General features: G+C 55.6%; 19 protein-coding genes and 3 tRNA genes. 11 read left to right on the forward strand and 11 right to left on the reverse strand.

Annotated features, from left to right (window positions below; all coding sequences use genetic code 11):
- The first annotated feature begins 113 nt into the window (after positions 1-113).
- The 3 genes from ptrA to recD are packed head-to-tail and all read left to right on the forward strand — an operon-like array spanning position 114 to position 8,352.
- Entirely contained in the window at positions 114-2,996 is a 2,883-nt protein-coding gene (ptrA, locus tag ACOTXD_RS02190) for a pitrilysin (protein WP_003862771.1), read from the forward strand.
- Positions 2,993-6,535: an exodeoxyribonuclease V subunit beta gene (gene recB, locus ACOTXD_RS02195; protein ID WP_061856267.1), complete on the forward strand. Its 3,543-nt coding sequence runs from the start codon at positions 2,993-2,995 to the stop codon at positions 6,533-6,535. Before ptrA ends, recB begins: the two co-directional genes overlap by 4 nt.
- Entirely contained in the window at positions 6,532-8,352 is a 1,821-nt protein-coding gene (recD, locus tag ACOTXD_RS02200; protein WP_032610058.1) for an exodeoxyribonuclease V subunit alpha, read from the forward strand. The genes recB and recD overlap by 4 nt, the downstream gene beginning before the upstream one ends.
- A gap of 33 nt (positions 8,353-8,385) precedes the next feature.
- Here the strand turns inward: recD and argA are convergent, their stop codons facing one another.
- On the reverse strand, positions 8,386-9,717 hold the full coding sequence (gene argA / locus ACOTXD_RS02205; protein ID WP_003862767.1) for an amino-acid N-acetyltransferase: 1,332 nt from the start codon (positions 9,715-9,717) through the stop codon (positions 8,386-8,388).
- 227 nt (positions 9,718-9,944) lie between these two features.
- Between argA and amiC the strand changes: the two genes are divergently transcribed.
- On the forward strand, positions 9,945-11,198 hold the full coding sequence (amiC, locus tag ACOTXD_RS02210; RefSeq protein ID WP_003862766.1) for an N-acetylmuramoyl-L-alanine amidase AmiC: 1,254 nt from the start codon (positions 9,945-9,947) through the stop codon (positions 11,196-11,198).
- A gap of 89 nt (positions 11,199-11,287) precedes the next feature.
- Here the strand turns inward: amiC and ACOTXD_RS02215 are convergent.
- The 3 genes from ACOTXD_RS02215 to ACOTXD_RS02225 all read right to left on the reverse strand — a co-directional run bounded on the left by ACOTXD_RS02215 (position 11,288) and on the right by ACOTXD_RS02225 (position 11,733).
- Positions 11,288-11,364: transfer RNA gene (locus ACOTXD_RS02215), tRNA-Met, on the reverse strand.
- A 44-nt stretch (positions 11,365-11,408) separates the two neighbouring features.
- Positions 11,409-11,485 (reverse strand) — tRNA-Met (locus ACOTXD_RS02220).
- A gap of 171 nt (positions 11,486-11,656) precedes the next feature.
- A tRNA-Met gene (locus ACOTXD_RS02225) sits at positions 11,657-11,733 on the reverse strand.
- Positions 11,734-11,941: 208 nt separating this feature from the next.
- Here ACOTXD_RS02225 and mltA point away from each other — a divergent pair.
- Together mltA and tcdA are read left to right on the forward strand one after the other, a co-directional pair.
- Positions 11,942-13,039 (forward strand): murein transglycosylase A, encoded by a 1,098-nt coding sequence (mltA, locus tag ACOTXD_RS02230; RefSeq protein ID WP_003862765.1) that lies wholly within the window; start codon positions 11,942-11,944, stop codon positions 13,037-13,039.
- A 74-nt stretch (positions 13,040-13,113) separates the two neighbouring features.
- Complete coding sequence (tcdA, locus tag ACOTXD_RS02235) at positions 13,114-13,920, forward strand: tRNA cyclic N6-threonylcarbamoyladenosine(37) synthase TcdA (protein ID WP_006811804.1); 807 nt, start codon at positions 13,114-13,116, stop codon at positions 13,918-13,920.
- On the opposite strand, the gene csdE is transcribed toward tcdA, so the two are convergent.
- Together csdE and csdA are read right to left on the reverse strand one after the other, a co-directional pair.
- Entirely contained in the window at positions 13,911-14,357 is a 447-nt protein-coding gene (csdE, locus tag ACOTXD_RS02240; RefSeq protein WP_003862762.1) for a cysteine desulfurase sulfur acceptor subunit CsdE, read from the reverse strand. The two genes, tcdA and csdE, sit on opposite strands and share 10 nt — an antisense overlap.
- Positions 14,357-15,562, reverse strand: coding sequence for a cysteine desulfurase CsdA (gene csdA / locus ACOTXD_RS02245; protein ID WP_022651789.1), 1,206 nt, complete (start codon positions 15,560-15,562; stop codon positions 14,357-14,359). The genes csdE and csdA overlap by 1 nt, the downstream gene beginning before the upstream one ends.
- 191 nt (positions 15,563-15,753) lie before the next feature.
- On the opposite strand from csdA, the gene ACOTXD_RS02250 reads away from it, so the two are divergent.
- The 4 genes from ACOTXD_RS02250 to rlmM all read left to right on the forward strand — a co-directional run bounded on the left by ACOTXD_RS02250 (position 15,754) and on the right by rlmM (position 18,777).
- Positions 15,754-15,981, forward strand: a complete 228-nt coding sequence (locus tag ACOTXD_RS02250; RefSeq protein ID WP_003862759.1) for a YgdI/YgdR family lipoprotein — start codon at positions 15,754-15,756, stop codon at positions 15,979-15,981.
- A gap of 350 nt (positions 15,982-16,331) precedes the next feature.
- Positions 16,332-17,249, forward strand: a complete 918-nt coding sequence (gcvA, locus tag ACOTXD_RS02255; RefSeq protein ID WP_003862758.1) for a glycine cleavage system transcriptional regulator GcvA — start codon at positions 16,332-16,334, stop codon at positions 17,247-17,249.
- A gap of 39 nt (positions 17,250-17,288) precedes the next feature.
- On the forward strand, positions 17,289-17,684 hold the full coding sequence (locus tag ACOTXD_RS02260; RefSeq protein ID WP_003862756.1) for a DUF423 domain-containing protein: 396 nt from the start codon (positions 17,289-17,291) through the stop codon (positions 17,682-17,684).
- Positions 17,677-18,777, forward strand: coding sequence for a 23S rRNA (cytidine(2498)-2'-O)-methyltransferase RlmM (rlmM, locus tag ACOTXD_RS02265; protein ID WP_003862754.1), 1,101 nt, complete (start codon positions 17,677-17,679; stop codon positions 18,775-18,777). Before ACOTXD_RS02260 ends, rlmM begins: the two co-directional genes overlap by 8 nt.
- 57 nt (positions 18,778-18,834) lie before the next feature.
- Here the strand turns inward: rlmM and xni are convergent, their stop codons facing one another.
- The 5 genes from xni to queF form a co-directional block, all read right to left on the reverse strand.
- Positions 18,835-19,590, reverse strand: coding sequence for a flap endonuclease Xni (gene xni / locus ACOTXD_RS02270; RefSeq protein ID WP_060579705.1), 756 nt, complete (start codon positions 19,588-19,590; stop codon positions 18,835-18,837).
- Positions 19,591-19,702: 112 nt separating this feature from the next.
- Positions 19,703-21,070, reverse strand: coding sequence for an L-serine ammonia-lyase (locus tag ACOTXD_RS02275; RefSeq protein WP_003862751.1), 1,368 nt, complete (start codon positions 21,068-21,070; stop codon positions 19,703-19,705).
- A gap of 62 nt (positions 21,071-21,132) precedes the next feature.
- Positions 21,133-22,422 (reverse strand): HAAAP family serine/threonine permease, encoded by a 1,290-nt coding sequence (locus tag ACOTXD_RS02280; protein ID WP_003862749.1) that lies wholly within the window; start codon positions 22,420-22,422, stop codon positions 21,133-21,135.
- A 504-nt stretch (positions 22,423-22,926) separates the two neighbouring features.
- Positions 22,927-24,291: a nucleotide 5'-monophosphate nucleosidase PpnN gene (gene ppnN, locus ACOTXD_RS02285; protein WP_003862748.1), complete on the reverse strand. Its 1,365-nt coding sequence runs from the start codon at positions 24,289-24,291 to the stop codon at positions 22,927-22,929.
- A gap of 116 nt (positions 24,292-24,407) precedes the next feature.
- Positions 24,408-25,250, reverse strand: a complete 843-nt coding sequence (queF, locus tag ACOTXD_RS02290) for an NADPH-dependent 7-cyano-7-deazaguanine reductase QueF (RefSeq protein WP_421766364.1) — start codon at positions 25,248-25,250, stop codon at positions 24,408-24,410.
- Between the two features lie 69 nt (positions 25,251-25,319).
- Between queF and syd the strand changes: the two genes are divergently transcribed.
- The gene (gene syd / locus ACOTXD_RS02295; protein WP_061856265.1) at positions 25,320-25,865 is read left to right on the forward strand and encodes a SecY-interacting protein; all 546 of its coding nucleotides are present in this window, start codon (positions 25,320-25,322) and stop codon (positions 25,863-25,865) included.
- The last annotated feature ends 602 nt before the right edge of the window (positions 25,866-26,467 follow it).

The raw sequence follows: 26,467 nt of genomic DNA on the forward strand, positions 1-26,467 counted from the left end.
AGGTGTTCATTTATGATGCACCTCTTATCACGGACTGATGTACCCAAAGAAAGAGATGCTGGCGTGTCCAGCACGCACGTTGTTAATGATGTAGCCGTGATAAAGAGGTCGTAATGCCAGGCAGCACCTTGTTCAAAGCGTTTGTTTTGTTTATCGCCCTTTGGGCTCCCGTCACACAGGCCGATTCCGGTTGGCAACCTGTCAAGGAAACAATCCGTAAGAGCGATAAGGACACCCGTCAGTATCAGGCGATTCGTCTTGATAACGGGATGACCGTACTGCTGGTTTCCGATCCTCAGGCGGTGAAATCGCTCTCCGCGCTGGTTGTGCCGGTGGGTTCGCTGGAAGATCCTGACGCCCATCCGGGACTGGCGCACTACCTTGAGCACATGACGCTGATGGGATCTAAAAAATACCCACAGCCTGACAGCCTGTCCGAATTTCTGAAAATGCATGGCGGCAGCCACAACGCCAGTACCGCGCCGTATCGCACCGCGTTTTACCTGGAAGTGGAAAATGATGCGCTTGATGGGGCGGTGGATCGTCTGGCGGATGCCATCGCCGCACCGCTGCTGGATAAAAAATACGCTGACCGTGAACGTAATGCCGTGAACGCCGAACTGACGATGGCGCGCACGCGAGACGGTATGCGCATGGCGCAGGTTAGTGCTGAAACCATCAATCCGGCGCACCCGGGTTCGCGCTTCTCAGGCGGCAACCTTGAAACGCTGAGCGACAAGCCAGGTAGCCCGGTGCTCGATGCGCTGCATGCGTTTCGTGAAAAATACTATTCCGCCAATCTGATGAAAGCGGTTATCTACAGCAATAAACCGTTGCCGACGCTGGCAAACATGGCCGCGCAGACCTACGGCAGGGTGCCAAATAAAAATATCGATCTGCCGCAGATTAACGTGCCAGTTGTCACGGACGCGCAAAAAGGCATTGTTATTCACTATGTGCCGGCCTTGCCGCGCAAGGTGTTACGCGTTGAATTCCGTATTGATAACAACACGGCGCAGTTCCGCAGCAAAACCGACGAGCTGGTGACGTATCTTATCGGCAACCGCAGCCCGGGTACGCTCTCCGACTGGCTGCAAAAGCAGGGGCTGGTGGAAGGTATTCGCGCTGACTCCGATCCCGTTGTAAATGGGAATAGCGGCGTGCTGGCCATCTCCGCGACGCTGACCGATAAAGGGCTGGCTCACCGGAACGACGTCGTTGCGGCCATTTTCAGTTATCTCTCTCTGCTGCGCGACAAAGGCGTCGATAAACGCTACTTTGACGAGCTGGCGCACGTGCTGGATCTCGATTTCCGCTATCCCTCTATCACGCGTGATATGGACTACGTTGAGTGGCTGGCAGATACCATGATCCGCGTGCCGGTGGAACATACGCTGGATGCGGTAAATATTGCCGACCAGTTTGACGCCGGAGCGCTCAAAGCGCGTCTGGCGATGATGACTCCGCAGAATGCCCGCGTCTGGTATATCAGCCCGAACGAACCGCATAACAAAATGGCCTACTTCGTTGATGCCCCGTATCAGGTTGAAAAAATCAGCGAACAGACCTTCGCGGGCTGGCAGAAAAAGGCGGGGGAAATTGCGCTGAAGTTACCGGAGCTTAACCCCTACATCCCGGACGATTTCTCGCTGATCAAACCCGCAAAGGCGTATCCGCACCCGGAGCTGATTGTTGATGAGCCGACGCTGCGCGTGGTCTACACCCCAAGCCGCTATTTCGCCGACGAGCCAAAAGCGGATGTCAGCGTGGTGCTGCGTAACCCCAAAGCAATGGACAGCGCCAGAAACCAGGTGCTGTTTGCGCTTAATGATTATCTGGCCGGTATTGCCCTCGATCAGCTCAGCAACCAGGCTGCCGTTGGTGGTATCAGTTTCTCCACCAACGCCAATAACGGCCTGATGGTGAATGCCAACGGCTATACCCAGCGTTTGCCGCAGCTGTTCCAGGCGCTGCTGGACGGTTATTTCAGCTATACGCCTACGGAAGAACAGCTCGAGCAGGCTAAGTCCTGGTATGCCCAGATGATGGATTCTGCCGAGAAGGGTAAAGCCTACGATCAGGCGATTATGCCAGCACAGATGCTGTCGCAAATTCCGTACTTCCAGCGCGAAGATCGCCGCGCGATATTGCCCTCAGTCACCTTAAAAGAGGTGCTGGCTTACCGTGATGCGCTGAAAACCAATACCCGTCCGGAGTTCCTGGTTGTAGGGAATATGAGCGAAGATCAGGCTAAAACGCTGGCGCAAAACGTCCGTGCGCAACTGGGTTCAAAAGGCGATGAGTGGTGCCGTAACCAGGATGTGCTGGTAGAGAAAAAGCAGAACGTGATCTTCGAAAAAGCGGGAAGCAGCACGGATTCCGCGCTGGCCGCGGTGTTTGTCCCTGTCGGTTATGACGAATTTACCAGCTCTGCCCAGAGTGCTGTGCTTGGTCAAATTATTCAGCCGTGGTTTTACAACCAGCTGCGCACCGAAGAGCAGCTGGGCTATGCGGTGTTCGCTTTCTCCATGAATGTGGGCCGTCAGTGGGGGCTGGGCTTCCTTCTGCAAAGCAGTGACAAGCAACCCGCTTACCTGTGGCAGCGTTATCAGGCGTTCTTCCCGCAGGCGGAAGCAAAACTGCGCGCCATGAAGCCGGAAGAGTTTGCCCAAATCCAGCAGGCGGTTATCGCCCAGGTGATGCAACCGCCGCAGACGCTGGGTGAAGAGACCTCGCAGCTGAGCAAAGATTTTGATCGCGGTAATATGAAATTTGATTCGCGTGATAAAATAGTGGCCGAAATAAAACAGCTGACGCCACAAAAGGTTGCCGATTTCTTCCATCAGGCGGTAGTAAAACCGCAGGGTATGGCCATCCTGTCTCAGGTTTCTGGCAGCCAGAACGGGAAAACGGACTACGTAAAATCAAAAGAGTGGACCGTCTGGAAGAGCGTCAGCGCGCTGCAACAAACAATGCCCTGGAGTAAGAAAGAATGACCCATACCGCTGAGCCGCTTGATCCCCTAAGTTTACCTCTACAGGGTGAGCGACTGATTGAAGCCTCAGCGGGAACGGGAAAAACCTATACCATCGCCGCGCTCTATCTGCGTCTGCTGTTGGGGCTCGGCGGCAACGCCGCTTTTTCGCGCCCGTTAAGCGTGGAAGAGCTGCTGGTGGTAACCTTCACCGAAGCGGCCACTGCCGAGCTGCGTGGCCGTATTCGCAGCAACATTCATGAGCTGCGCATCGCCTGTCTGCGTCAGACGACGGATAACCCCCTCTACGCGAGCCTGCTGGACGAGATTGCGGATAAGCAGCAGGCTGCGCAATGGCTGCTGCTGGCCGAACGGCAAATGGATGAAGCGTCCGTCTTCACCATTCACGGTTTTTGTCAGCGCATGCTGAGCCTGAATGCGTTTGAATCCGGCATGCTCTTTGAGCAGCAGCTTATTGAAGATGAATCCGAGCTTCGCTATCAGGCCTGTGCGGATTTCTGGCGTCGACACTGTTATCCGTTGCAGCGCGACATTGCCGAAGCGGTTCACGCCCTGTGGAAAGGTCCGGAAGAGCTTCTTCGCGCCATCGACCGTTACCTGCAAGGCGAGGCGCCGGTCATTAAATCTCCTCCGCCTGCCGATGAAACGCTGGCCTCGCGCCATGAAAAGATCGTCGCCAAAATTACCGCGCTTAAGCAGAAGTGGAATGAGTCGGTTGGTGAAATTGATGCAATCATCGAAAACTCAGGCATCGACAGACGCAAGTTCAACCGTGGGAACCAGGGGAAGTGGATCGAAAAGATCAGCGCCTGGGCCCAGGAGGAGACGCGGGGTTACCAGCTTCCGGACGCACTGGAAAAATTTTCGCAACGCTTTTTGACCGAGCGAACCAAAGCCGACGGTATTGTGCCTGAGCATCCCCTGTTTGTGGCGATTGAAGCGCTGCTTGCGGAGCCATTAACGCTCAATGACCTGATGATCACCCGCGCCATGACGGAGATCCGCCAGGCCGTCGCGCGCGAAAAACGTCGCCGGGGCGAGCTGGGGTTTGATGACATGCTGAGCCGCCTGGACGAAGCCCTGTCCAGCGAGAATGGTGAAGCGCTCGCCAGCGCGATCCGTACCCGTTTTCCGGTGGCGATGATTGACGAATTTCAGGACACCGACCCCCAGCAGTACCGCATTTTTCGCCGGATCTGGCGACAGCAGCCCGACACTGCCCTGTTGTTGATTGGCGACCCTAAACAGGCGATTTACGCCTTCCGTGGGGCAGATATCTTCACCTATATGAAAGCCCGTAGTGAAGTTGTCGCGCATTACACGTTAGACACCAACTGGCGTTCCGCTCCGGGGATGGTTGAGAGCGTCAATGCGCTGTTCAGCCGTATGGAGACGGCGTTCATGTTCAAGGAAATCCCTTTTCTGCCGGTGAAATCCGCCCCAAAAAACGCATCCCTGCGCTTCGAAGTCAGTGGCGCGGAGCAGCCCGCCATGACCTTCTGGCTGCTTGAAGGGGAAGGCTATGGCGTTGCTGACTATCAGGCGGTGATGGCCCAGCACTGCGCCGCGCAAATCCGTGACTGGCTGAGCGCAGGCAACCGCGGCGAGGCGCTGCTGTGGAAGGGGGAACAGGCAAATCCTGTTAAAGCCTCTGATATTACCGTGCTGGTGCGCAGTCGTCAGGAAGCGGCGTTAATCCGCGATGCGCTAACGTTGCTGGATATTCCATCAGTGTATCTCTCTAACCGTGACAGCGTGTTCGACACGCTGGAAGCCCAGGAAATGCTCTGGCTGCTTCAGGCGGTACTGGCGCCGGAGCGCGAAAATACGCTTCGAAGCGCGCTGGCCAGCTCTATGCTGGGTTTGAACGCGCGCGATATTGATGAGCTCAACCATGACGAAAACGCATGGGATGCGGTGGTGGAAGAGTTTGTCCATTACCGTGAACGCTGGCAAAAACGCGGCGTCATGGCGATGCTGCGCGAATTGATGACGCGGCGTCAGATTGCCGAAAATATGCTGGCGTCATCCGGCGGTGAAAGGCGTCTTACCGATATTTTACACATCAGCGAACTGTTGCAGGAAGCCGGCACCCAGCTTGAAAGTGAACATGCTCTCGTGCGCTGGCTGGCGCAGCAAATCGCGGATCCAAACAGTAACGCCTCAAGCCAGCAGATGCGTCTTGAGAGCGATAAGCATCTGGTGCAAATCGTCACCATTCACAAATCGAAAGGTCTCGAGTATCCGCTGGTCTGGCTGCCCTTTATCGCGAACTACCGCGTTCAGGATCAGGCCTATTATCATGACCGCGAGACTTTCGATGCGGTGCTCGATCTCAGCAAGGCGGAAACCAGCGTTGAGCTGGCGGAAGCGGAGCGTCTGGCGGAGGATTTGCGCCTGCTTTACGTGGCGCTGACCCGTTCTGTCTGGCATTGCAGCCTGGGCGTCGCGCCGGTTTTCCGCCGTCGCGGGGAAAAAACAGGGGAGAGCGATTTCCATTTAAGCGCCTTAGGGCGGCTTATTCAGCGTGGTGAGCCAAAAGATGCGGCGGGGTTGCGCCTCTGTATTGAGTCGCTTTGCGGAGACGATATCGCCCTGCATATCCCTTCTCTGCCAGACAACAGCCGCTGGGAAATGGCGCAAGAGCCCGTGACCGATCTTAACGCGCGCCAGATCACACGGGTGCTTGCCGACGACTGGCGCGTCACCAGCTATTCTGGCCTGCAACAGCACGGGCAAAGTATTGCGCAGGATCTCATGCCGAAGCTGGACGTGGATGCCGCAGGGGTAGGCGATGTTCCGGTTGAACCGACGTTAACTCCGCATCAGTTCCCACGCGGCGCGTCGCCGGGCACCTTTTTGCACAGCCTTTTTGAAGAGCTTGATTTCACCCAGCCTGTCAGTGAGGAGTGGGTGCTGAAGATGTTGCAGAGCGGAGGCTATGACGCGCACTGGCAGCCCGTTCTCACTGACTGGATCAACGCCATTTTGCAAGCGCCGCTGACGGCGCAGGGCTTCTCTCTTCGCCAGTTAACGGCCAAAAATAAGCAGGTTGAGATGGAGTTTTATCTGCCCGTCGCAGGCCCGCTTAAGGCCGACGCGCTCGATGCGCTTATCCGTCAGTACGATCCGCTGTCAGCCGGTTGCCCGCCGCTGAACTTCCGTCAGGTGCAGGGCATGCTGAAAGGGTTTATCGACCTGGTCTTCCGTCACGAAGGACGGTACTACCTGCTGGATTACAAATCAAACTGGCTGGGCGAGAACAGCGCAGCCTATACCCAGCAGGCGATGGCGGCCGCCATGCAAATGCATCGCTACGATCTGCAATATCAGCTCTATACCCTGGCGCTGCACCGCTATTTGCGCCACCGTATTGCGGATTACCGCTACGACGATCATTTTGGCGGCGTCATCTACCTGTTCCTGCGCGGGGTTGACGCTGCCGATCCGCGCTCCGGGATCTTCAGCACTCGTCCGGATGCGGAATTGATTAATAAAATGGATAACCTGTTTGCAGCAAACACGGAGGAGATGGCATGACGATGCAGGACTTATTGCTGGATGCGGTAGAGCAACGCGTGCTGCGTCAGCTGGACGTGCAGTTTGCCATGATGATTGCCGCTGACCAGCCCGCCGTGATGCTTGCCGCTGCCCTGTTGAGTAAAGATGCCGGAGAGGGGCATGTGTGTCTGCCGCTCTCGCGTCTGGTGGTTGACGAGAAAATGCCGCCTGTCCTCCAGTCCTGCTTTGCGCTGCTGGGAGATAAGGTGGACTGGCAGAAAATCTTGCGGGAATCGTCAGCCGTTGGGCCGGGAGACAACCAGGCACCGCTGATCCTGACGGGGGAGCGCTTATACCTGAACCGCCTGTGGCGAAATGAACTGACGGTAGCGCGTTTCTTTAGTGAGACCAATGCGCCGCTTCCCTGCGACGAAGCACAGCTTCGCCAGACGCTGGACAGGCTGTTTGACTCCGGTGAGGACACAGACTGGCAGAAAGTGGCGGCGGCCGTCGCCCTGACGCGGCGGATCTCGGTGATATCCGGCGGCCCGGGAACGGGGAAAACAACGACCGTCGCAAAGCTGCTGGCAGCCCTGATACAGCTTTCAGGCGAGCAGCGATGCCGTATTCGTCTGGCGGCGCCCACCGGGAAGGCTGCGGCGCGTCTGACCGAATCACTGGGCGGCGCGATGCAACAGCTGCCGCTCACTCAGGAGCAGCTTGCGCTTTTCCCGGGTGAAGCAAGTACTCTGCACCGTCTGCTCGGCGCGCAGCCGGGTAGCCAGCGGCTGCGCTACCATGCGGGTAATCCGCTGCATCTGGACGTGCTGGTGGTGGATGAAGCCTCCATGATCGACCTGACCATGATGTCGCGCCTGATTGATGCTCTGCCACCCCATGCGCGGGTGGTTTTCCTGGGCGATCGCGACCAGCTCGCCTCTGTAGAAGCCGGGGCGGTGCTGGGAGATATCTGTACCTACGCCAGTTACGGTTATACCGCCGCGCGGGCGCAGGAGCTCGCCCGTCTGACCGGCTGCTCGCTTGAACCCGATCACACGCCGATCGCGGGCGCACTGCGTGACAGCCTGTGCCTGCTGCAAAAAAGCTACCGTTTCGGTAGCGACTCCGGCATCGGCCAGCTGGCTGCGGCGGTCAACCGTGGCGACAGGCACGCCACGCGCACGGTGTTTGACGGTACCTTCACTGACATTGAAAAGAAATCGCTGCAAAGCGGGGAAGAGTATCAGGCTATGCTTGAGGAGGCTCTCCAGGGATACCAGCATTTTCTGAGCTGCGTGCAGCAGTGCAGTCAGCCCGGACAGGTCATCGCCGCATTTGGCGAATACCAGCTTCTGTGCGCATTGCGGGAAGGGCCGTTTGGCGTCACGGGCCTGAACGACAGGCTGGAGCAGTTGCTGGTGCAGAAACGCAAAATTAACCGTCAGCTGCATTCGCGATGGTATGAAGGCCGGCCAGTGATGATCTCCCGCAACGACAGTGCGCTGGGGCTGTTCAACGGGGATATCGGCATTGCGCTCGATCGCGGTAACGGTCTGCGCGTCTGGTTCCAGCTACCGGACGGTAGCGTGAAGTCCGTCCAGCCCAGCCGCCTGCCAGAGCATGAAACGGCATGGGCGATGACGGTACATAAATCTCAGGGCTCCGAGTTCAACCATGCGGCGCTGATCCTGCCGACACAGCTGTCGCCGGTAGTGACCCGCGAACTGGTCTACACCGCCATTACCCGTGCGCGCCAGCGCCTGTCGCTGTATGCGGATGAGCGCGTGTTGAGCCAGGCTATTGCCACCCGTACCGAGCGCAGAAGCGGATTAAGCGCGATATTTGAATCTGTCTGAGTGAACGCCTTCTCCAACAGGAGAGGGTGACTGTTATCCCAGGTCCGCCATTAACACCTTCGAGCGGCGCTGGTAGTTGTACATCTCTTTCTTACTTTCCGGCAGGGAATCAATATCCACCGGCGTGAAGCCGCGCTCCTGGAACCAGTGAATGCTGCGCGTGGTGAGCACGAACAGCTTGCTCAGACCCATCTGGCGCGCCTGTGCCGCCACGCGTTCAAGCAGCAGTTCCCCCCGCGAGGAGCTACGGTAATCCGGGTGCACGGCAACGCACGCCATTTCGCCAATCTGCTCTTCCGGGAACGGATAAAGCGCCGCACAGGCAATGGTCAGGTTATCGCGCTGAATGATGGTGAACTTGTCGATCTCCATCTCCAGCTGCTCCCGGGAGCGGCGAACCAGAATGCCCTGTTGTTCCAGCGGACGGATCAGCTCCAGAATGCCGCCGATATCGTTGATGGTGGCACGGCGGATCTGCTCGGCGCTCTCCATGACGATCTGCGTACCGATCCCGTCCCGGGAGAACAGTTCCTGCAACAGCGCACCGTCTTCCTGATAGCTGATCAGGTGGCTGCGGCGCACCCCGCTGCGGCACGCTTTAACGGCGCCGCGAAGAAAACGCACGGTACCGGAATAGTAATCGCCTTCTGCTTCCAGCGCTTCCACGCGCGCCTGGGCTTCATTCGGAAAAAGTTCTGGCACAATCACGCCCTCATCGTTCACGACACCCTGCGAGGAGCAAAAGCCGATCATTTTTTCCGCTTTCAGCTTGATGGCCAGCTGGGTGGCAATCTCTTCTGAGGTCAGATTAAAACTTTCACCCGTTACGGAGACGGCAACGGGCCCCATCAGGACGATCGCGCCATTGTCTAACTGGCGGTGAATGGCGTCTTCATCAATACGGCGGATGCGGCCGCTGTGGCAGTAATCCACGCCATCGTCCACGCCGAGCGGCTGAGCGATGATAAAGTTGCCGCTCACCACGTTAATGTGCGCGCCCTGCAACGGCGTATTATTCAGGCTCATCGACAGGCGGGCGGTGATATCGAGCTGCAACAGACCCGCCGCCTGTTTGACCAGTTCGAGGGTTTTCGCATCCGTCACGCGCGTGTGTTTGTGGTAGATCGGCTCATGGTGATGGGCGGCCAGGTTGGCTTCGATTTGCGGACGTGCGCCATACACCACCACCAGACGGATGCCGAGGCTGTGCAGCAGGCCGATATCATTGACGATGCTGGAAAAGTTTTCATGCTCAATGGCTTCGCCGCCAAGCATGATGACAAACGTTTTTCCCCGATGGGTGTTGATATAGGGAACAGAATGGCGGAATCCCTGGACCAGTTCGGTTCTGCGTTCCTTAACCATGATACAACCCTTAGTGAATGTTTATTCGTAATTTATGTATTTTTATTCGATCGCGGCCGCGTGTGCAAGCCTAAATTTTCTGCGACCCACAGAAAATAATAAGTAATCCGTGCGTTAACGTATGATTGTTTACCCTTTTATAGATGACAGTTTATGCGTCATTCGTTAAAGTTTTCGGTCAATTTGGGCGTTTTGTTCATCAATCAGATTTCTTGCTCGGGAGAAGCATGTCGGGATCCAATTCAGCAATAAGCCGCCGCCGCCTGTTAAAAGGGGCCGGGGCGATGTGGTTGCTTAGCGTCAGCCAGGTGGGTCTTGCCGCCACAAGCCAGGTAGTCGCGGTGCGCGTCTGGCCGTCGTCGACCTATACGCGCGTGACGGTCGAGTCCAATCGCGTGCTGAAATACAAGCAATTTGCCCTCAGCAATCCTGAACGTGTGGTGGTTGATCTCGAAGGTGTGAACCTCAACTCCGTGCTTAAAGGCATGGCAGCACAAATCCGTGGCGACGATCCGTTTATCAAATCGGCGCGCGTCGGGCAGTTCGATCCGCAAACCGTGCGCATGGTGTTTGAGCTGAAGCAGAACGTGAAACCGCAGCTCTTTGCCCTTGCGCCTGTTGCCGCCTTTAAGGAGCGTCTGGTGATGGATCTCTATCCGGCGAATGCGACGGATATTCAGGATCCGCTCCTGGCATTACTTGAGGATTACAACAAAGGCGATCTCGACAGCCAGGTTCCGCCAGCGCAAAGTGGTCCAAAGCCTGGCAAGGCGGGGCGCGATCGCCCGATTGTGATCATGCTCGATCCTGGCCACGGCGGAGAAGATTCCGGCGCCGTCGGGAAATATCGCACCCGCGAAAAAGATGTGGTGCTGCAAATTGCCCGTCGTCTGAAGGCGTTGATCGACAAAGAGGGCAATATGCGCGCCTATATGACGCGCAACGAAGATGTCTTTATTCCGCTGAAGGTCCGCGTGGCAAAAGCGCAAAAGCAGCGCGCGGATCTGTTTGTCTCTATTCATGCGGATGCCTTCACCAGCCGCCAGCCGAGCGGATCCTCAGTGTTTGCCCTGTCAACAAAAGGGGCGACCAGCACCGCCGCGAGATACCTGGCGGACACGCAGAACGCCTCGGATTTAATCGGTGGTGTGAGCAAAAGTGGCGACCGTTACGTCGACCATACGATGTTTGATATGGTGCAGTCGCTGACTATTACCGACAGCCTGAAGTTTGGTAAAGCGGTGCTGGGCAAACTGGGCCGGGTCAACAAGCTGCACAAAAACAGCGTCGAGCAGGCCGGATTTGCGGTACTGAAAGCGCCGGATATTCCTTCCATTCTGGTCGAAACCGCGTTTATCAGTAACGTGGAAGAGGAACGTAAGCTCAAGACGGCTAAATTCCAGCAGGAAGTGGCGGAGTCGATTCTGGCGGGGATCCGGGCCTACTTCTCAGACGGGGAAACGCTGGCGCGGCGGGGGTAGGGCATTAAGCCGGGTATCATGCCCGGCATTTTCACAAACGCCAGATACAAAAAAACACCCTTCAGGGTGTTTATTGTTTTAAGAAGTGTTGGTTGCGGGGGCCGGATTTGAACCGACGACCTTCGGGTTATGAGCCCGACGAGCTACCAGGCTGCTCCACCCCGCGTCCGTCTTTCTACACTTGTAGAAACTTACTTCTTCAAATTTGATTGGTTGCGGGGGCCGGATTTGAACCGACGACCTTCGGGTTATGAGCCCGACGAGCTACCAGGCTGCTCCACCCCGCGTCCGTCTTTTTGCTTCGTATTTCAAACCACATCTGCGTTGACTTTCCTCGTTCACCTCAGTCACTTACTGGAGTAAGTCCCTAAGGATTCACTGCGTCGTCGCCTTGCTGTGATTCGAACTACTTCGCAAAAACTTCTACTGTCGTAGAAGATACTTCATCAAATTTTAATTGGTTGCGGGGGCCGGATTTGAACCGACGACCTTCGGGTTATGAGCCCGACGAGCTACCAGGCTGCTCCACCCCGCGTCCGTGGAAGCGCACTATACTCGGATAGGTTTGTGATGCAACCCCTTTTTCACATAATTCATTATTTTGTATGCAAAATGAACGGCAAAAGCCACTTTGGACTATTTTTTGTGCAGAATTTGCCAAAGGGAAGGCGATTGCATTTCATTAACACGGTGGGTTTGTTATCTTCATCTCGCGGAATTGGGCAACTAAAAGACGAGATATAATGAAAGGACGTTGGGCGAAGTATCTGATGACAGGCGCAATGGTGGCGATTCTTGCGGCCTGCTCTTCCAAACCGACCGATCGCGGTCAACAGTATAAAGACGGGAAGTTATCCCAGCCTTTCTCTTTAGTTAACCAGCCCGATGCCGTGGGTGCTCCAATCAATGCCGGGGATTTCTCCGAGCAGGTGTACCAGATCCGCAAAGCGTCGCCGCGCCTGTATGGCGCACAGAACAACGTTTATAGTGCCGTGCAGGACTGGCTGCGTGCAGGCGGTGATACCCGCAATATGCGCCAGTTTGGTATCGATGCCTGGCAGATGGAGGGGGCGGATAACTACGGTAACGTCCAGTTTACCGGTTACTACACCCCGGTTGTCCAGGCGCGACACACGCGCCAGGGCGAGTTCCAGTATCCCATTTACCGTATGCCGCCGAAACGCGGTCGTCTGCCGTCCCGCGCCGAGATCTACGCCGGCGCGCTGAGCGAAAATTATGTTCTGGCCTACAGCAACTCGCTGATGGACAACTTCATTATGGACGTGCAGGGCAGTGGCTATATTGATTTTGGCGACGGCTCGCCGCTGAACTTCTTTAGCTATGCCGGTAAAAATGGCCATGCCTATCGCAGCATCGGTAAGGTGCTGATCGACCGTGGCGAAGTGAAACGAGAAGATATGTCGATGCAGGCTATCCGCGAGTGGGGCGAAAAGCACAGCGAAGCGGAAGTGCGTGAGCTGCTTGAGCAGAACCCATCGTTTGTCTTCTTCAAACCGCAGAACTTTGCGCCGGTGAAAGGGGCGAGCGCCGTCCCGCTGATTGGCCGCGCTTCTGTGGCATCGGATCGTTCGATTATTCCGGCGGGTACCACGCTCCTGGCGGAAGTTCCACTCCTCGACAACAACGGCAAATTCAACGGCAAATATGAATTACGCCTGATGGTGGCGCTGGACGTGGGTGGGGCGATCAAAGGCCAGCACTTCGACATTTATCAGGGCATCGGCCCGGATGCTGGCCATCGTGCAGGCTGGTATAACCACTACGGACGCGTGTGGGTGCTGAAGACAGCGCCGGGTACCGGAAACGTATTCAGCGGCTGATTGTGGTATTCTGAGCGCAAGCGGATTACGGTTCAGGGTGAGGAATACCTCACCCTTTTTACATCTGAGGTTTTATGTCTGTGGTAATCAGCGATGCCTGGCGCCAGCGTTTCGGCGGCACGGCACGGTTATATGGTGAAAAAGCCCTGCAACTGTTCGCGGATGCGCATGTCTGCGTGGTGGGCATTGGTGGCGTGGGTTCGTGGGCGGCAGAAGCGCTGGCAAGAACCGGCATTGGCGCAATTACGTTGATTGATATGGATGATGTCTGCGTCACTAACACTAACCGTCAGATCCACGCCCTGCGTGATAACGTCGGTCTGGCGAAGTCCGAGGTGATGGCGGAGCGTATTCGTCTCATCAACCCGGAGTGCCGGGTGACGGTGATCGACGACTTTGTGACGGCAGATAACGTCGCGGAGTACATGAGCAAAGGCTACAGCTATGTGATTGACGCCATCGACAGCGTGCGGCCAAAAGCGGCGCTGATCGCTTACTGTCGTCGTTACAAGGTGCCGCTGGTCACGACCGGCGGCGCGGGCGGGCAAATCGATCCGACGCAGATCCAGGTGGCGGATCTGGCGAAAACCATTCAGGATCCGCTGGCTGCCAAGCTGCGTGAACGCCTGAAGAGCGACTTCAATGTGGTGAAGAACAGCAAGGGCAAGCTGGGCGTCGACTGCGTGTTCTCCACCGAAGCGCTGGTCTACCCGCAGGCGGATGGTTCAGTTTGTGCGATGAAAAGCACGGCGGAAGGGCCAAAGCGGATGGATTGTGCCTCAGGGTTTGGAGCGGCCACCATGGTGACCGCCTCCTTCGGCTTTGTGGCGGTCTCTCACGCCCTGAAGAAGATGATGGCGAAGGCGGAACGTCAGGCCTGAGCCTGACGGGCGGCATCCAGCACCGCGTCGTTTAGCGCAATCAGTCCCTGACCGCGCGAGGCGCTAAGCTGTGCGCGAAGTCCCAGCTCATCAAACAGCGCCAGCGGAGAATGCGCCAGCAGCTCTGCGGCGCTTTTCCCTTCGATTGCGGTCAACAGCACCGCCAGCAGACCGCGAACAATGCGTCCCTCGCTGTCGCCGAAGAAATGCAGTTTCTCACCGGATACGCTAAACCCAAGCCAGACGCGGTTCTCGCAGCCTGCGATCTCCTTCGCCTGTAATTTCAGCTCGTCTGACAGTGCAGGCAACTGTTTGCCCAGCAGGATCAGCTGACGATATTTATCTTCCCACTGCGTGAGCGGGACAAAGGTCTGTTTTAACGTCTCTTCAGTAATAACGGTGCCGAACGGGTGTCCGGCTAAAGCTGAACTTGTCATTAATCCACCAGTAATTCCAGGGCGCGGTCGACGGCGGAAACCAGCGCATCGACGTCACTTTTTGTATTGTACGGTGCAAACGAGGCGCGCAGGGTACCGCTCACGCCAATAGCCGCCAGCAGCGGCTGGGCGCAGTGCTGTCCGGCACGCAGGGCAATGCCGTATCCGGCAAGTAGCGTTACCATGTCGCTATGGTGCACGCCCGCGAAATCAAAGGCGAGCAGGCTGGAGTCCTGCACGCGGAACGAGCGAAAACCCGGACGTTTTTTCAGTTCTTCTTCCGCCAGCGTCGCCAGACCCCGGCTCCAGCTTTCAGCCTGAACCACGTCCGTTTCTGCCAGCCATTCGAGCGCCGCGCTCAGGCCAATAACCCCGGCCACGTTCGGTGTACCGGCTTCCAGGCGGTAGGGCACATCCTGCGTTTTAAAACCGTCGAAGGTGACTTCGGTAATCATCTTGCCGCCGCCGAGCCACGGCGTCATCCGGGCCAGCAGTTCAGGTTTGCCGTACAGCGCGCCGATACCGGTTGGCCCGTACAATTTGTGCCCTGAGAAGGCATAGAAGTCGATATCCAGCGCCTGCACATCAGCCGGAAAATGCACCACACCCTGCGCACCGTCGACCATCACCACCACGCCGCTGGCATGGGCAATTTCAATGGCACGCGCCAGATCCGGACAGCCGCCGGTGACGTTGGACATCTGCCCCAGCGCCAGAATACGGCTGCGCGGCGTAATCAGCTCAGGCAGACGCGCCACGTCAGGCAGGAAGTCCGCACCCAACGGGAGCTTTACAACCTGTGCCCCGGTTTGTTCGGCCACCATCAGCCAGGGCACCAGGTTGGCGTGGTGTTCCGCCTCGCTGACGATGATCTCATCCCCGGGCTGCAACAGCGGACGCGCGTAACATTGCGCAACCATGTTAATGGCCTCGGTGGTGCCCCGCGTCCAGACGATGTTCTTACCGCTGTCAGCATTGATCAGGCGCGCGACCTGATCCCGTGCGGCTTCGTATTGCGCCGTTAAGCGCTGCGCGTCGGCATACTGGCTGCGGTGCACGTTCCCGGCGCTCAGGCTGTAAAACTGGCGGGTTGCCTCAATCACCGCCTGCGGTTTAAGGGCCGTGGCAGCGCTATCAAGATAAATGCCGGCATCGGCCAGCGCGGGAAACTGTGCGCGAAACTGCGCAGGACTGAAAGCGTTCATGGAATTCCTCATATCGATTCTACGATCGTCGCGCAAATTCATCGGCAGGGCAAGGAAGTTGATATCTATCAGATTTGTCTGCTTATCCTGGCGAGTCTGAAAAAGCAGGTTATGCTAAATAGTGTTAGGCGGATGTTTTAGCCTGTTATAAATCGAGGTTTGAATAGCATTAATTGCTAAAGGAGATAATCATGAAAAAGACAGCTGCAATCATTTCTGCCTGTGCGTTGACCTTTGCCCTGAGCGCCTGTTCTGGAAATAACTACGTAATGCATACCAACGATGGTCGATCTATCGTCTCTGAAGGGAAACCGACAACCGATAATGATACCGGGATGATTTCATACAAAGATGCTAACGGGAACAAACAGCAGATCAATCGCACTGACGTGAAAGAGATGAAGGAAATCGAGCATTAACAGTTAGATAAGCGAAAAAAAAGCACCGCAAGTTGGCGGTGCTACATTAATCACTATGGACAGACAGGGTAAATGTACAGGAAGTGAAAAATTGGTAGCGTTGCTACCGTGGTCTGAATCGCAGACCAATTGCAAACACAACAACACAACATCACAACCGTAAGCCAAAAGCCCTTCAGAACACGCATTCCAAAAAAAGCTTTTCGTTCCGGCTCAGGAAGTGCCGCCACTATAGGTATTTGCTGGTAGTTCCTCAACGGACAAATTATAATGGCTCAGATAAAAAAAACTAATAGGTTAAACGTTGTTTCCTATATGTTAAATCTCGTTAACATCTAAGCCAGATAACCATGTCCAAGCGATTGCCACCCCTTAATGCATTACGTGTTTTTGATGCAGCAGCACGCCACCTCAGCTTCACCCGCGCAGCCGATGAGCTTTTTGTGACACAGGCCGCAGTAAGTCATCAAATCAAGTCTCTGGAGGATTTTCTGGGGCTTAAGCTGTTCCGTCGACGCAACCGTTCGTTGCTGTTGACCGAAGAGGGGCAGAGCTATTTTCAGGATATTAAAGAGATTTTTTCCCAGCTGACGGAAGCCACTCGCAAGCTTCAGGCCCGGAGCGCAAAAGGCGCCCTGACTGTGAGTTTATTGCCCAGTTTTGCCATTCAGTGGCTGGTGCCGCGACTCTCAAGCTTTAACTCAACTTATCCGGGAATCGATGTCCGAATCCAGGCGGTGGACCGTCAGGAAGACAAGCTTGCAGATGATGTGGACGTGGCGATTTTTTACGGTCGCGGTAACTGGCCGGGCTTGCGTGTGGAAAAATTATACGCAGAATATCTGTTGCCGGTCTGTTCACCGCTGCTGCTGACGGGGGATAAAGCGCTCAAAACGCCCGCCGATCTGGCGCAACATACGCTTTTGCACGATGCGTCGCGTCGCGACTGGCAAACTTATACCCGCCAGTTAGGTCTTAATCATATAAACGTGCAGCAGGGGCCCATTTTTAGCCACAGCGCGATGGTGCTACAGGCTGCCATTCACGGGCAGGGCGTGGCGTTGGCAAACAACGTTATGGCGCAGTCCGAAATTGAGGCAGGCCGTCTGGTTTGCCCATTTAACGATGTACTGGTCAGCAAGAATGCATTTTATCTGGTTTGTCATGACAGTCAGGCAGAACTGGGTAAAATAGCCGCTTTCCGGCAGTGGATACTGGCGAAAGCGGCAAGCGAGCAAGAAAAATTCCGCTTCAGGTATGAACAATAACGTTTGTGTGCCGGGCACGCATCAATTCAGGACTTAAACATGACCAGCCGATTCATGCTGATTTTCGCCGCGGTGAGTGGCTTTATTTTTGTAGCTCTGGGCGCGTTTGGCGCGCATGTCTTAAGCAAATCTCTGGGCGTTGTGGAGATGGGGTGGATCCAGACCGGCCTTGAATATCAGGCGTTCCACACGCTGGCAATTTTTGGGCTGGCGGTGGCGATGCAGCGCCGCATCAGCATCTGGTTTTACTGGAGCAGCGTCTTTCTGGCGCTGGGTACCGTACTGTTCAGCGGCAGTCTTTACTGTCTGGCGCTGTCGCATTTACGCCTGTGGGCGTTTGTTACACCTGTCGGCGGCGTCAGCTTCCTGGCGGGTTGGGTGTTAATGTTTATCGGAGCTATCCGTCTGAAACGCAAGGGCGTTGTTCATGAATAAGGTTGTTTTATATTGTCGCCCGGGGTTTGAGAAAGAGTGCGCCGCGGAAATCACCGATAAAGCGGCGAAGCGTGAAGTCTTTGGATTCGCTCGCGTCAAAGAGAACGCGGGCTATGTGGTATTTGAATGCTATCAGCCTGATGATGCCGACAAGCTGGCGCGCGAACTGCCGTTCAGCTCATTGATTTTCGCCCGTCAGATGTTTGTCGCGGGTGAACTGCTGAAAGATCTTCCGCCGGAAGATCGCATCACGCCGATTGTTGGCCTGTTGCAGGGCGTGGTGGAGAAGGGCGGCGATTTGCGCGTGGAAGTGGCCGACACCAACGAAAGCAAAGAGCTGATGAAGTTCTGCCGTAAGTTCACCGTGCCGCTGCGCGCGGCGCTGCGTGATGCGGGTGTGCTGACAAACTACGAAACGCCAAAGCGCCCAGTCGTGCATATCTTCTTTATTGCGCCAGGATGTTGTTACGCAGGCTACTCGTATACCACCAATAACTCGCCGTTCTTTATGGGGATCCCGCGTCTGCGCTTCCCGGCAGATGCGCCGAGCCGTTCAACCCTCAAGCTGGAGGAGGCGTTTCACGTCTTTATCCCGGCGGACGAGTGGGACGAACGGCTGGCAAACGGCATGTATGCCGTCGACCTTGGCGCGTGCCCGGGCGGCTGGACCTATCAGCTGGTGAAACGCAACATGTGGGTATCGTCCGTTGATAACGGCCCAATGGCGCAAAGCCTGATGGACACCGGACAGGTCACCTGGCTGCGTGAAGACGGTTTCCGCTATCGCCCGAACCGCAACAACATCTCCTGGATGGTGTGCGACATGGTTGAGAAACCGGCGAAAGTGGCCGCGCTGATGGCCTCCTGGCTGGTGAACGGCTGGTGTCGCGAGACCATTTTCAACCTCAAGCTGCCGATGAAAAAGCGCTACGAAGAGGTGTCGCAGAACCTGGCTTATATTCAGCAGCAGCTGGATGAACACGGGATTAACGCGGAAATCCAGGCGCGTCAGCTTTATCACGACCGCGAAGAAGTGACGGTGCATATCCGTCGCTGGTGGGCGGCCGTGGGGGGGCGTCGCGACGAGCGATAACGTTTGTAACGCCCGGTGGCGCTGCGCTTACCGGGCCTACAAAATCGTGTAGTTGTTTTAACGTTCTAACCTTAACTGCTGTAAATTCCCGTCCAGCTGTAAATCAGTCTGTAGCGTCGCCACCTCCCGGCAGATAAACGCCATTTCTTTATGCGCCTCCAGCTTTTTGCGCCATTTTTCCGGCACCTCGTTCAGCCGGGCGTACATCCCTTCCAGACTCTGAAACTCCGTCAGCAGCTGTGCGGCGCTTTTGGGTCCAATACCGGCGACACCCGGCACTTTAGAGCTGCTGATCCCCGCCAGCCCCCAGTAATCCGGCAGTTGCTCAGGCGATACGCCAAACTCGCTGGCAATGAACGGCGCGTCCAGCCAGCGTTTTTGAAAATAGTCGCGAATACGGATAGTGGGGGAGAGCAGCTGGCAGTAGCCTTTGTCGGTTGAAACGATAGTCGCCTGATGTCCGGCGCTCGCGACTTTAACCGCCAGCGTTGCGGCTAAATCGTCAGCCTCATTACCGTGGGCGCCCCAGCACGGAACGCCGCGCTGCTCAAAGGCCGCGCGGATAGCGGGCATTTCTGCGTGCAGATCGTCCGGCATCGGCGCACGCCCGGCTTTGTAGTCCGGCAGGCGCTGGTGCCGCCAGCCCGTGTTGCGGGCTTCGTCATCAAAAACCGCGACCGCATGGGTGGGTTCACTGTGGCGGATAAGCTGCTCCAGCGCGTGTAAACAGGTGTCCTTGCAGGGTGTGCCCTGTACCGCATGAATACGGCGAATCAGGTTAAGAGCATCGACGATAAGCAAATGAACGGCCACAGATAATCTCCCTTCTGTCTAATGGGTGAAGGGTAACACTGAGCGCAGCATGAAACTATGAATGGTGGGGAAAACAGGAAGAAGCCTCGCAAAACGAGGCTTCCTGAGAGGCTTAATCGCAGGTGACGATCTTCATCGCCAGGCCACCGCGGGAGGTTTCGCGGTATTTGGCGTTCATATCTTTGCCGGTTTCGTACATGGTTTCGATAACCTTGTCGAGGCAGACGCGCGGTTCGCTGGTACGACGCAGCGCCATACGGGCCGCGTTCACTGCTTTCACCGAGGCGATGGCGTTACGTTCGATGCATGGCACCTGGACCTGTCCGCCGACCGGATCGCAGGTCAGCCCCAGGTTATGTTCCATGCCGATTTCCGCCGCGATACAAACCTGCGCGGGGCTTGCGCCCAGCAATTCGGCCAGACCCGCCGCCGCCATAGAGCAGGCTACGCCCACTTCACCCTGACAGCCTACTTCCGCGCCAGAAATTGAGGCGTTCATCTTGTACAGTGAGCCAATCGCACTGGCGACCAGCAGGTAGCGTGCAAGTGAGTTTGCGTTCACTTCGCGGATAAACTTGTCGTAATACGCCAGGACCGCCGGAACAATGCCGCACGCCCCGTTGGTTGGTGCGGTGACGACGCGGCCGCCCGCGGCGTTCTCTTCGTTCACCGCCAGCGCGAACATGTTGATCCAGTCGACGACGGCCATCGGATCGGTGGTGGTTTTGTCGGCGCTGACCAGCATGCGGCGCAGCGCAGCCGCACGACGCGGAACACGCAGTTTACCCGGCAGCACGCCTTCGGTGGTGATCCCGCGCTCAATGCCGCTGCGCATCACTTCCCAGACGTTAGCGAAGTGCTGTTCCAGTTCCTCTTTGCTGTGCAGGGCCAGCTCGTTTTTCATCATCAGGCCGGAGAGAGAAAGCCCTGTCTCCTGGCAGTGACGCTGTAAGTCGGCCGCGTTTTTGTAAGGGTACGGCACATCAACAGCAGAATTGGTGCTTTGACCAAAATGGTCCTCGTCGACGATAAACCCGCCGCCGATGGAGTAATACGTCTGGCTGTAAACCGCTTTGTCGCCGGCCAGCGCGGTAATGCGCATGCCATTCTCGTGCAACGACAGGTTATCCGCATGGAAATTCATGCAGTGATCAACCGGGAATTCAACCTCATGCTCGCCGTTCGCCAGCAGCAAACGACCGTGGGTGTTCACGTCCTGGATAAAGCCAGGTATTGCATCAATATCAACGGTATCCGGCAGATTACCCGCCAGCCCCATGATAATGGCAATATCGGTATGGTGGCCTTTACCGGTCAGGGAAAGGGAACCATATACATCGACAACCACGCGGGTGATGTCGTGCAAAATGCCGCGTGCAATCAAGTCATCCGTGAATTGTTTACCGGCTTTCATTGGTCCGACGGTGTGAGAGCTGGAAGGACCAATACCGATTTTGAAGATATCGAATACGCTAATCATGATGCGTCCATTGCTTCAGTCAGAGGGGAGAAGTGCGCCGTCCGCAGACGGCGCAGGAGGTATTAGCTGAACAGCGAGTAGAAAATAGCGGAGATGGCAATCAGGCCCATCACAACAACGAACACGTTGCTGATATGGCCGCTGTATTTGCGCATCGCAGGCACTTTCTGAATCGCGTACATCGGCATCAGGAACAGGATCATCGCGATAATCGGGCCGCCCAGGGTTTCAATCATGCCCAGAATGCTTGGGTTCAGGGTGGCTACCGCCCAGGTGGTCACCAGCATGAACAGTGCAGTGATTTTGTTCAGACGGTTGATTTCAATGGTCTTGCCTTTACCACGCAGAGATTTAATCACCATGCCGTTGAAGCCTTCACGTGCGCCCAGGTAGTGGCCCAGGAAGGATTTGGTGATGGCGATAATCGCGATGATCGGCGCCATCCACGCAATCAGCGGTGCGTTAAAGTGGTTTGCCAGGTAAGACAGAATAGAGATGTTCTGCTCTTTCGCCGCCGCCAGATCCGCCGGGGAGAGGCTCAGCACGCAGCTGAACACGAAGAACATTACAGTCAGTACCATCATGATGTGCGCGCGAGCCAGGATGCTGGAGCACTTCTTCTCTGCGCCATTGCCGTACTCTTCACGCTTCGCTACTGCGAAGGAAGAGATGATTGGCGAGTGGTTGAAGGAGAATACCATCACCGGGATCGCCAGCCACAGGGTCAGCAGCAGACCGTTGCCGGTCGTGGATGCGCTGCTCAGAGACAGGGTTTCCAGCGCAGCGCCGTTCCACTGTGGGATCAGGTACAGAGCCAGCACCATCAGAGCCGCAACAAACGGGAACACCAGCACGCTCATCGCTTTCACAATCATCTGCTCGCCGAAGCGCACGATGGTCATCATACCGACGATCAGGATCAGGGACAGAATCGCACGCGGCGGCGGGGTCATCTGAAGCTGGTGCATCATAAAGCTTTCAACGGTGTTGGTGATAGCAACGCTGTACACCAGCAGAATCGGGTAAATCGCGAAGAAGTAGAGCAGGGTAATCAGCTTACCTGCGCCGACGCCGAAGTGTTCTTCAACGACTTCAGTGATGTCTTCGCCCGGATTTTTACCGGACAGCACGAAGCGGGTCAGGCCGCGGTGTGCAAAGAAGGTCATCGGGAAAGCGATGAGGGCCATGATGATCAGCGGGATCATACCGCCGACACCTGCGTTGATAGGAAGGAACAGTACACCAGCGCCGATTGCTGTGCCGTACAGGCCAAGCATCCACATGGTATCCGTTTTGCGCCAACCGCTTCGGGATTCAATCGAAGCAACGGTGCTGGTTTGAGTGGTTTCCATCTGTATCTCCTGGAGGAAGCAAATTGTCAGGTTTTTAGTCAAATCCGATGAAAAAGTGCCTGACGGTAATATGAAATTCGTTCAGTGACGGTTTTTTAATAATTTTTGCCCGTAACTATTGGCGGGCGGAAAGATACATTCTAGTTATGAATCTATCAGTGATCGCGATCCCAAATGCAATAATCCACTTGTGATGTGGGTATCTTTAGACCATTTATCTGTTAAAAAAACATCAAAGAGAATTTACGGGCGCGAAGGCTACCATTAACGACATGTTTTCGAAAAGGTCGACCCGCGAGATAGGTGTCTTTCGCTGTAAAGAAATGGGATTTTAGGATTTTCTGGCGGGTAATTTCGATTAAGGCTGATTATTTACGGTTTCAAAATCGAGGTAATCGTTTGCGCAGGCGTCAGATTTGTTAATAACATTGAAGATCGCTATGAATTGCATCACTAATAAAAAAGCCGGATGACGATCCGGCTTGAGAGGAGAGAAATGTCGCTTTACTTGATGATTTCGTAACACGGAATATAGGCAGAGCCTGGAAGCTTCATGCGGTGCTGAGCGACAAAGCCCTGCAACATGTCATCCATGCGGCGCATCATCTCCGGGTCACCGTGGATCTTATACGGCCCGAACTCTTCAATTGCGCGGATCCCTACCTCTTTCACGTTCCCCGCCACGATGCCAGAGAAGGCGCGACGCAGGTCGGCAGCCAGCACTTCCACCGGCTGATCCGGATAGAGTTTGAGGTTCGCCATGTTCTCATGCGACGGCTCGAAGGGTATCTGAAGATCCGGTGCGATACGGATGGACCAGTTAAAACTGTAGGCATCCCCGGTATCACGACGATTCTCTTTCACCAGCGGCATCGCTTTTTTCATCTGACGGGCCACTTCTGCGGCATCGTCAATAATAATGCGGTAGTGACGGCGCGCGTCTTCGCCCAGCGTATGCACGATAAACTCGTCCAGCACGCGGAAGTAGTCGGCGCTCTCTTTCGGGCCGGTCAGGATCAGCGGCAGAACCTGATCTTTGTTGGCCGGGTTCATCAGGATCCCCAGCAGATAAAGCAGCTCTTCCGCCGTGCCTACGCCGCCCGGGAAGATGATGATGCCGTGCGCGATACGGACAAACGCCTCAAGACGTTTTTCGATATCCGGCATAATAATCAGTTCGTTAACCAGCGGGTTAGGCGGCTCAGCGGCGATGATCGATGGCTCGGTCATGCCGATAAAACGGCCTTCTTTATAGCGTTGCTGTGCGTGTCCTACTGCCGCGCCTTTCATCGGCGCTTCCATCGCGCCAGGACCGCAACCGGTACAGATATTCAGTTCGCGCAGGCCGAGCTGCGTCCCTACGCGGCGGGCATACAGGTATTCGGTTTCGTTAATGGAGTGACCGCCCCAGCAGACGACCATGTTCGGCGCTTCGCCCACGTGCAGGGCACGGGCGTTACGCAGAATGGAGAAGACCAGGTTGGTGATATGAACGGAACTTTCCAGGTCAAGATGCTGGAAACGTCCGGCATTGCTGATCTGTCCGTTAACAAACAGAATGTCGCGCAGCACGGCAAACAGGTTTGCCTGAAGTGAGCGAATAATACGCCCGTCGACAAAAGCGTCTTCCGGCGGGTTGATCACTTCGAGCTTCACCCCGCGCTCGCGGCGCAGCACGTTGATATCAAAACTTTCGAAGCGGGACAGCAGCTCTTTACTGTTGTCGGTCAGGCTTCCGGAGTTCAGTACGGCAAGTGAACAGTTACGAAACAGTTGATAAAGGTCGCTACTGGCGGTGCGTTTAAGCATGTCCACTTCCAGTTGCGACAACATATCCATAGAGCCAAGCGGGCTAATATGTGTAATCAAGTGAGCTCCTTATGGGACGATTATCGTCTTTCCCTGTTGATTACAATAGCCCTGGCTTATGACGTTTCACAACACTTCGGGCGGAATACCGCCCGCATATTGTGAAAATATTTATCTTACTGGCGCACAAGTCGTCCGGTGGCAGGCACAAAATCGGTATTGGTGCGCCACGGGTTGATATCCAGACCGCCGCGACGGGTGTAGCGGGCGTAAACGCTCAGCTTTTCGGGCTGGCAGAAACGCTGGATGTCGTTGAAGATGCGCTCCACGCACTGCTCGTGGAATTCGTTGTGATGACGGAATGACACCAGGTAACGCAGCAGCTTTTCACGGTCAATCTGCGGGCCGCGGTACTGGATCTGTACCGAGCCCCAGTCCGGCTGATGGGTGATAAGGCAGTTGGATTTCAGCAGATGGCTAACCAGCGTCTCGTTGACCACTTTTCCGCCCGCCGCGTTTTCCAGGTAGTCGCTGCTAAATTCATAGCTTTCCACCTCAATGTCCTGATCGTCGATGCAGGTGCCGTGGAAATGGGCGATGGGCTGACCTTCCAGCTCATGCAGAAGGTATAACGAGACGGTTACGTTCCCCTGCGCGCACGCGCTTAAATCACGTTCAAGCGTCTGTTGCACCTCGTCCCAGCTGTTAAATTTGGTCTGGTTAAAGCTGTTGAGATAGAGCTTAAAGCTCTTGGATTCGACCAGGTTTACGCTGGCGTAATCCAGCTCAACGTGGCCCACGGCCACCTGCGGCAGACCGCGCGCATTCAGCCAGGAGAGTTCGTACAGCGTCCAGATGTCGCCGCCGACAAACGGCAGCGCGTCAGCGTGCAGCCCGAGCGGATCGCGGTTCAGACTGCGCGGCACGCCCTGCAACAGGCTTGCATCGTAGGTGTCGCGGTAATCGGTCGATTTTCCCAGCGTTAAGCCCGTTAACGCCTGATGATTTTCGTAAGACATGTTTCATAGCCACTTTACAGGTACACTTATGGGCTGAGTTTATCCTGTCTTACAAGAAGAGAGAAATCGGTGGATATCGAAACTGCAAATGCCCTGACGTCCTTCACGACCCGCAATTGCGATGCCTGGCATGAAAAGCGGGGGACGTGGCCGCAAAGTACTGACTTATATGGCGTGCCGTCACCGTGCATTATCGCTTCGCAGGATGATTACGTTATCTGGCAACCGAAACCGTTCATGGGCGAGCAGAATGTAAATGCTGTTGAACGCGCGATGGACCTTGTGATACAACCTGCGCTTCATGCATTTTATACCACGCAGTTTGCCGGGGATATGACTGCATGTTTTGCAGGACAGCCGCTGACGCTGCTGCAAACCTGGAGCGAAGACGATCTGCAACGCGTTCAGGAAAACCTCATTGGTCACCTGGTCACGCAAAAACGGCTTAAGCTCTCTCCGACTCTCTTTATTGCGACGCTCGACAGTGAACTGGACGTCATTTCTGTCTGCAACCTGTCTGGCGAGGTCATCAAAGAGACGCTCGGCACCCGCAATCGCGACGTTCTCGCGCCTTCACTTGCGGATTTCCTTACCCGAATTGAGCCGCTTCTGTAATCCATGATGCTAGTGGGCGTGTGAGAGATCTCTTACACGCGCTGTGAGACATCGCCGAAACAATTAGCATTGTCTTAGGAATTTCAGATTAATATTAACTTCTCTTTCAATAAGTTAGTGGTTTTCTGAAAGGAAATCCCCCGTTTCGCCTGGCTTACATTGCTCACAAGGTGGGTTGTAAGACGAAGCAGAATAGCGGATTCTATCTGTGTCGACAGGATGCCGACACGAGAAACGAACATCAGGATGATGGCGTTTCTTACCAGGGACACGTCAGGATGACGCCGCAGGAAGGCTTCAGGATGAAGCAAAGTGGATCACGCAGGATGCGTAAGGGACACCTCCAGGAAGGAGAACGAGAGCCGGTCAGGATGGTCGGTGGGTCAGGATGGCCAGGACGTTTCAGGATGAAACCTACACATCAGGACGATGTGAGCAGGAAGCAAAAGGTAAAGGGATGACCAGGCCTTCGGGCATCAGGAAAAGTTGTCACGGATGAGCAGGGAGCACGTATTGTAGCTGGAATGCTGCGAAACGAACCGGGAGCACTGTTTTTACAGTGCTCCCTTTTTTATTTCTGTCTTCCGCAATGCTATGCTTCG

The sequence above is a fragment of the Enterobacter cloacae complex sp. CDL013 genome (assembly GCF_049238805.1).
In the GTDB taxonomy this organism is placed as follows: Bacteria; Pseudomonadota; Gammaproteobacteria; order Enterobacterales; family Enterobacteriaceae; genus Enterobacter; species Enterobacter hormaechei_C.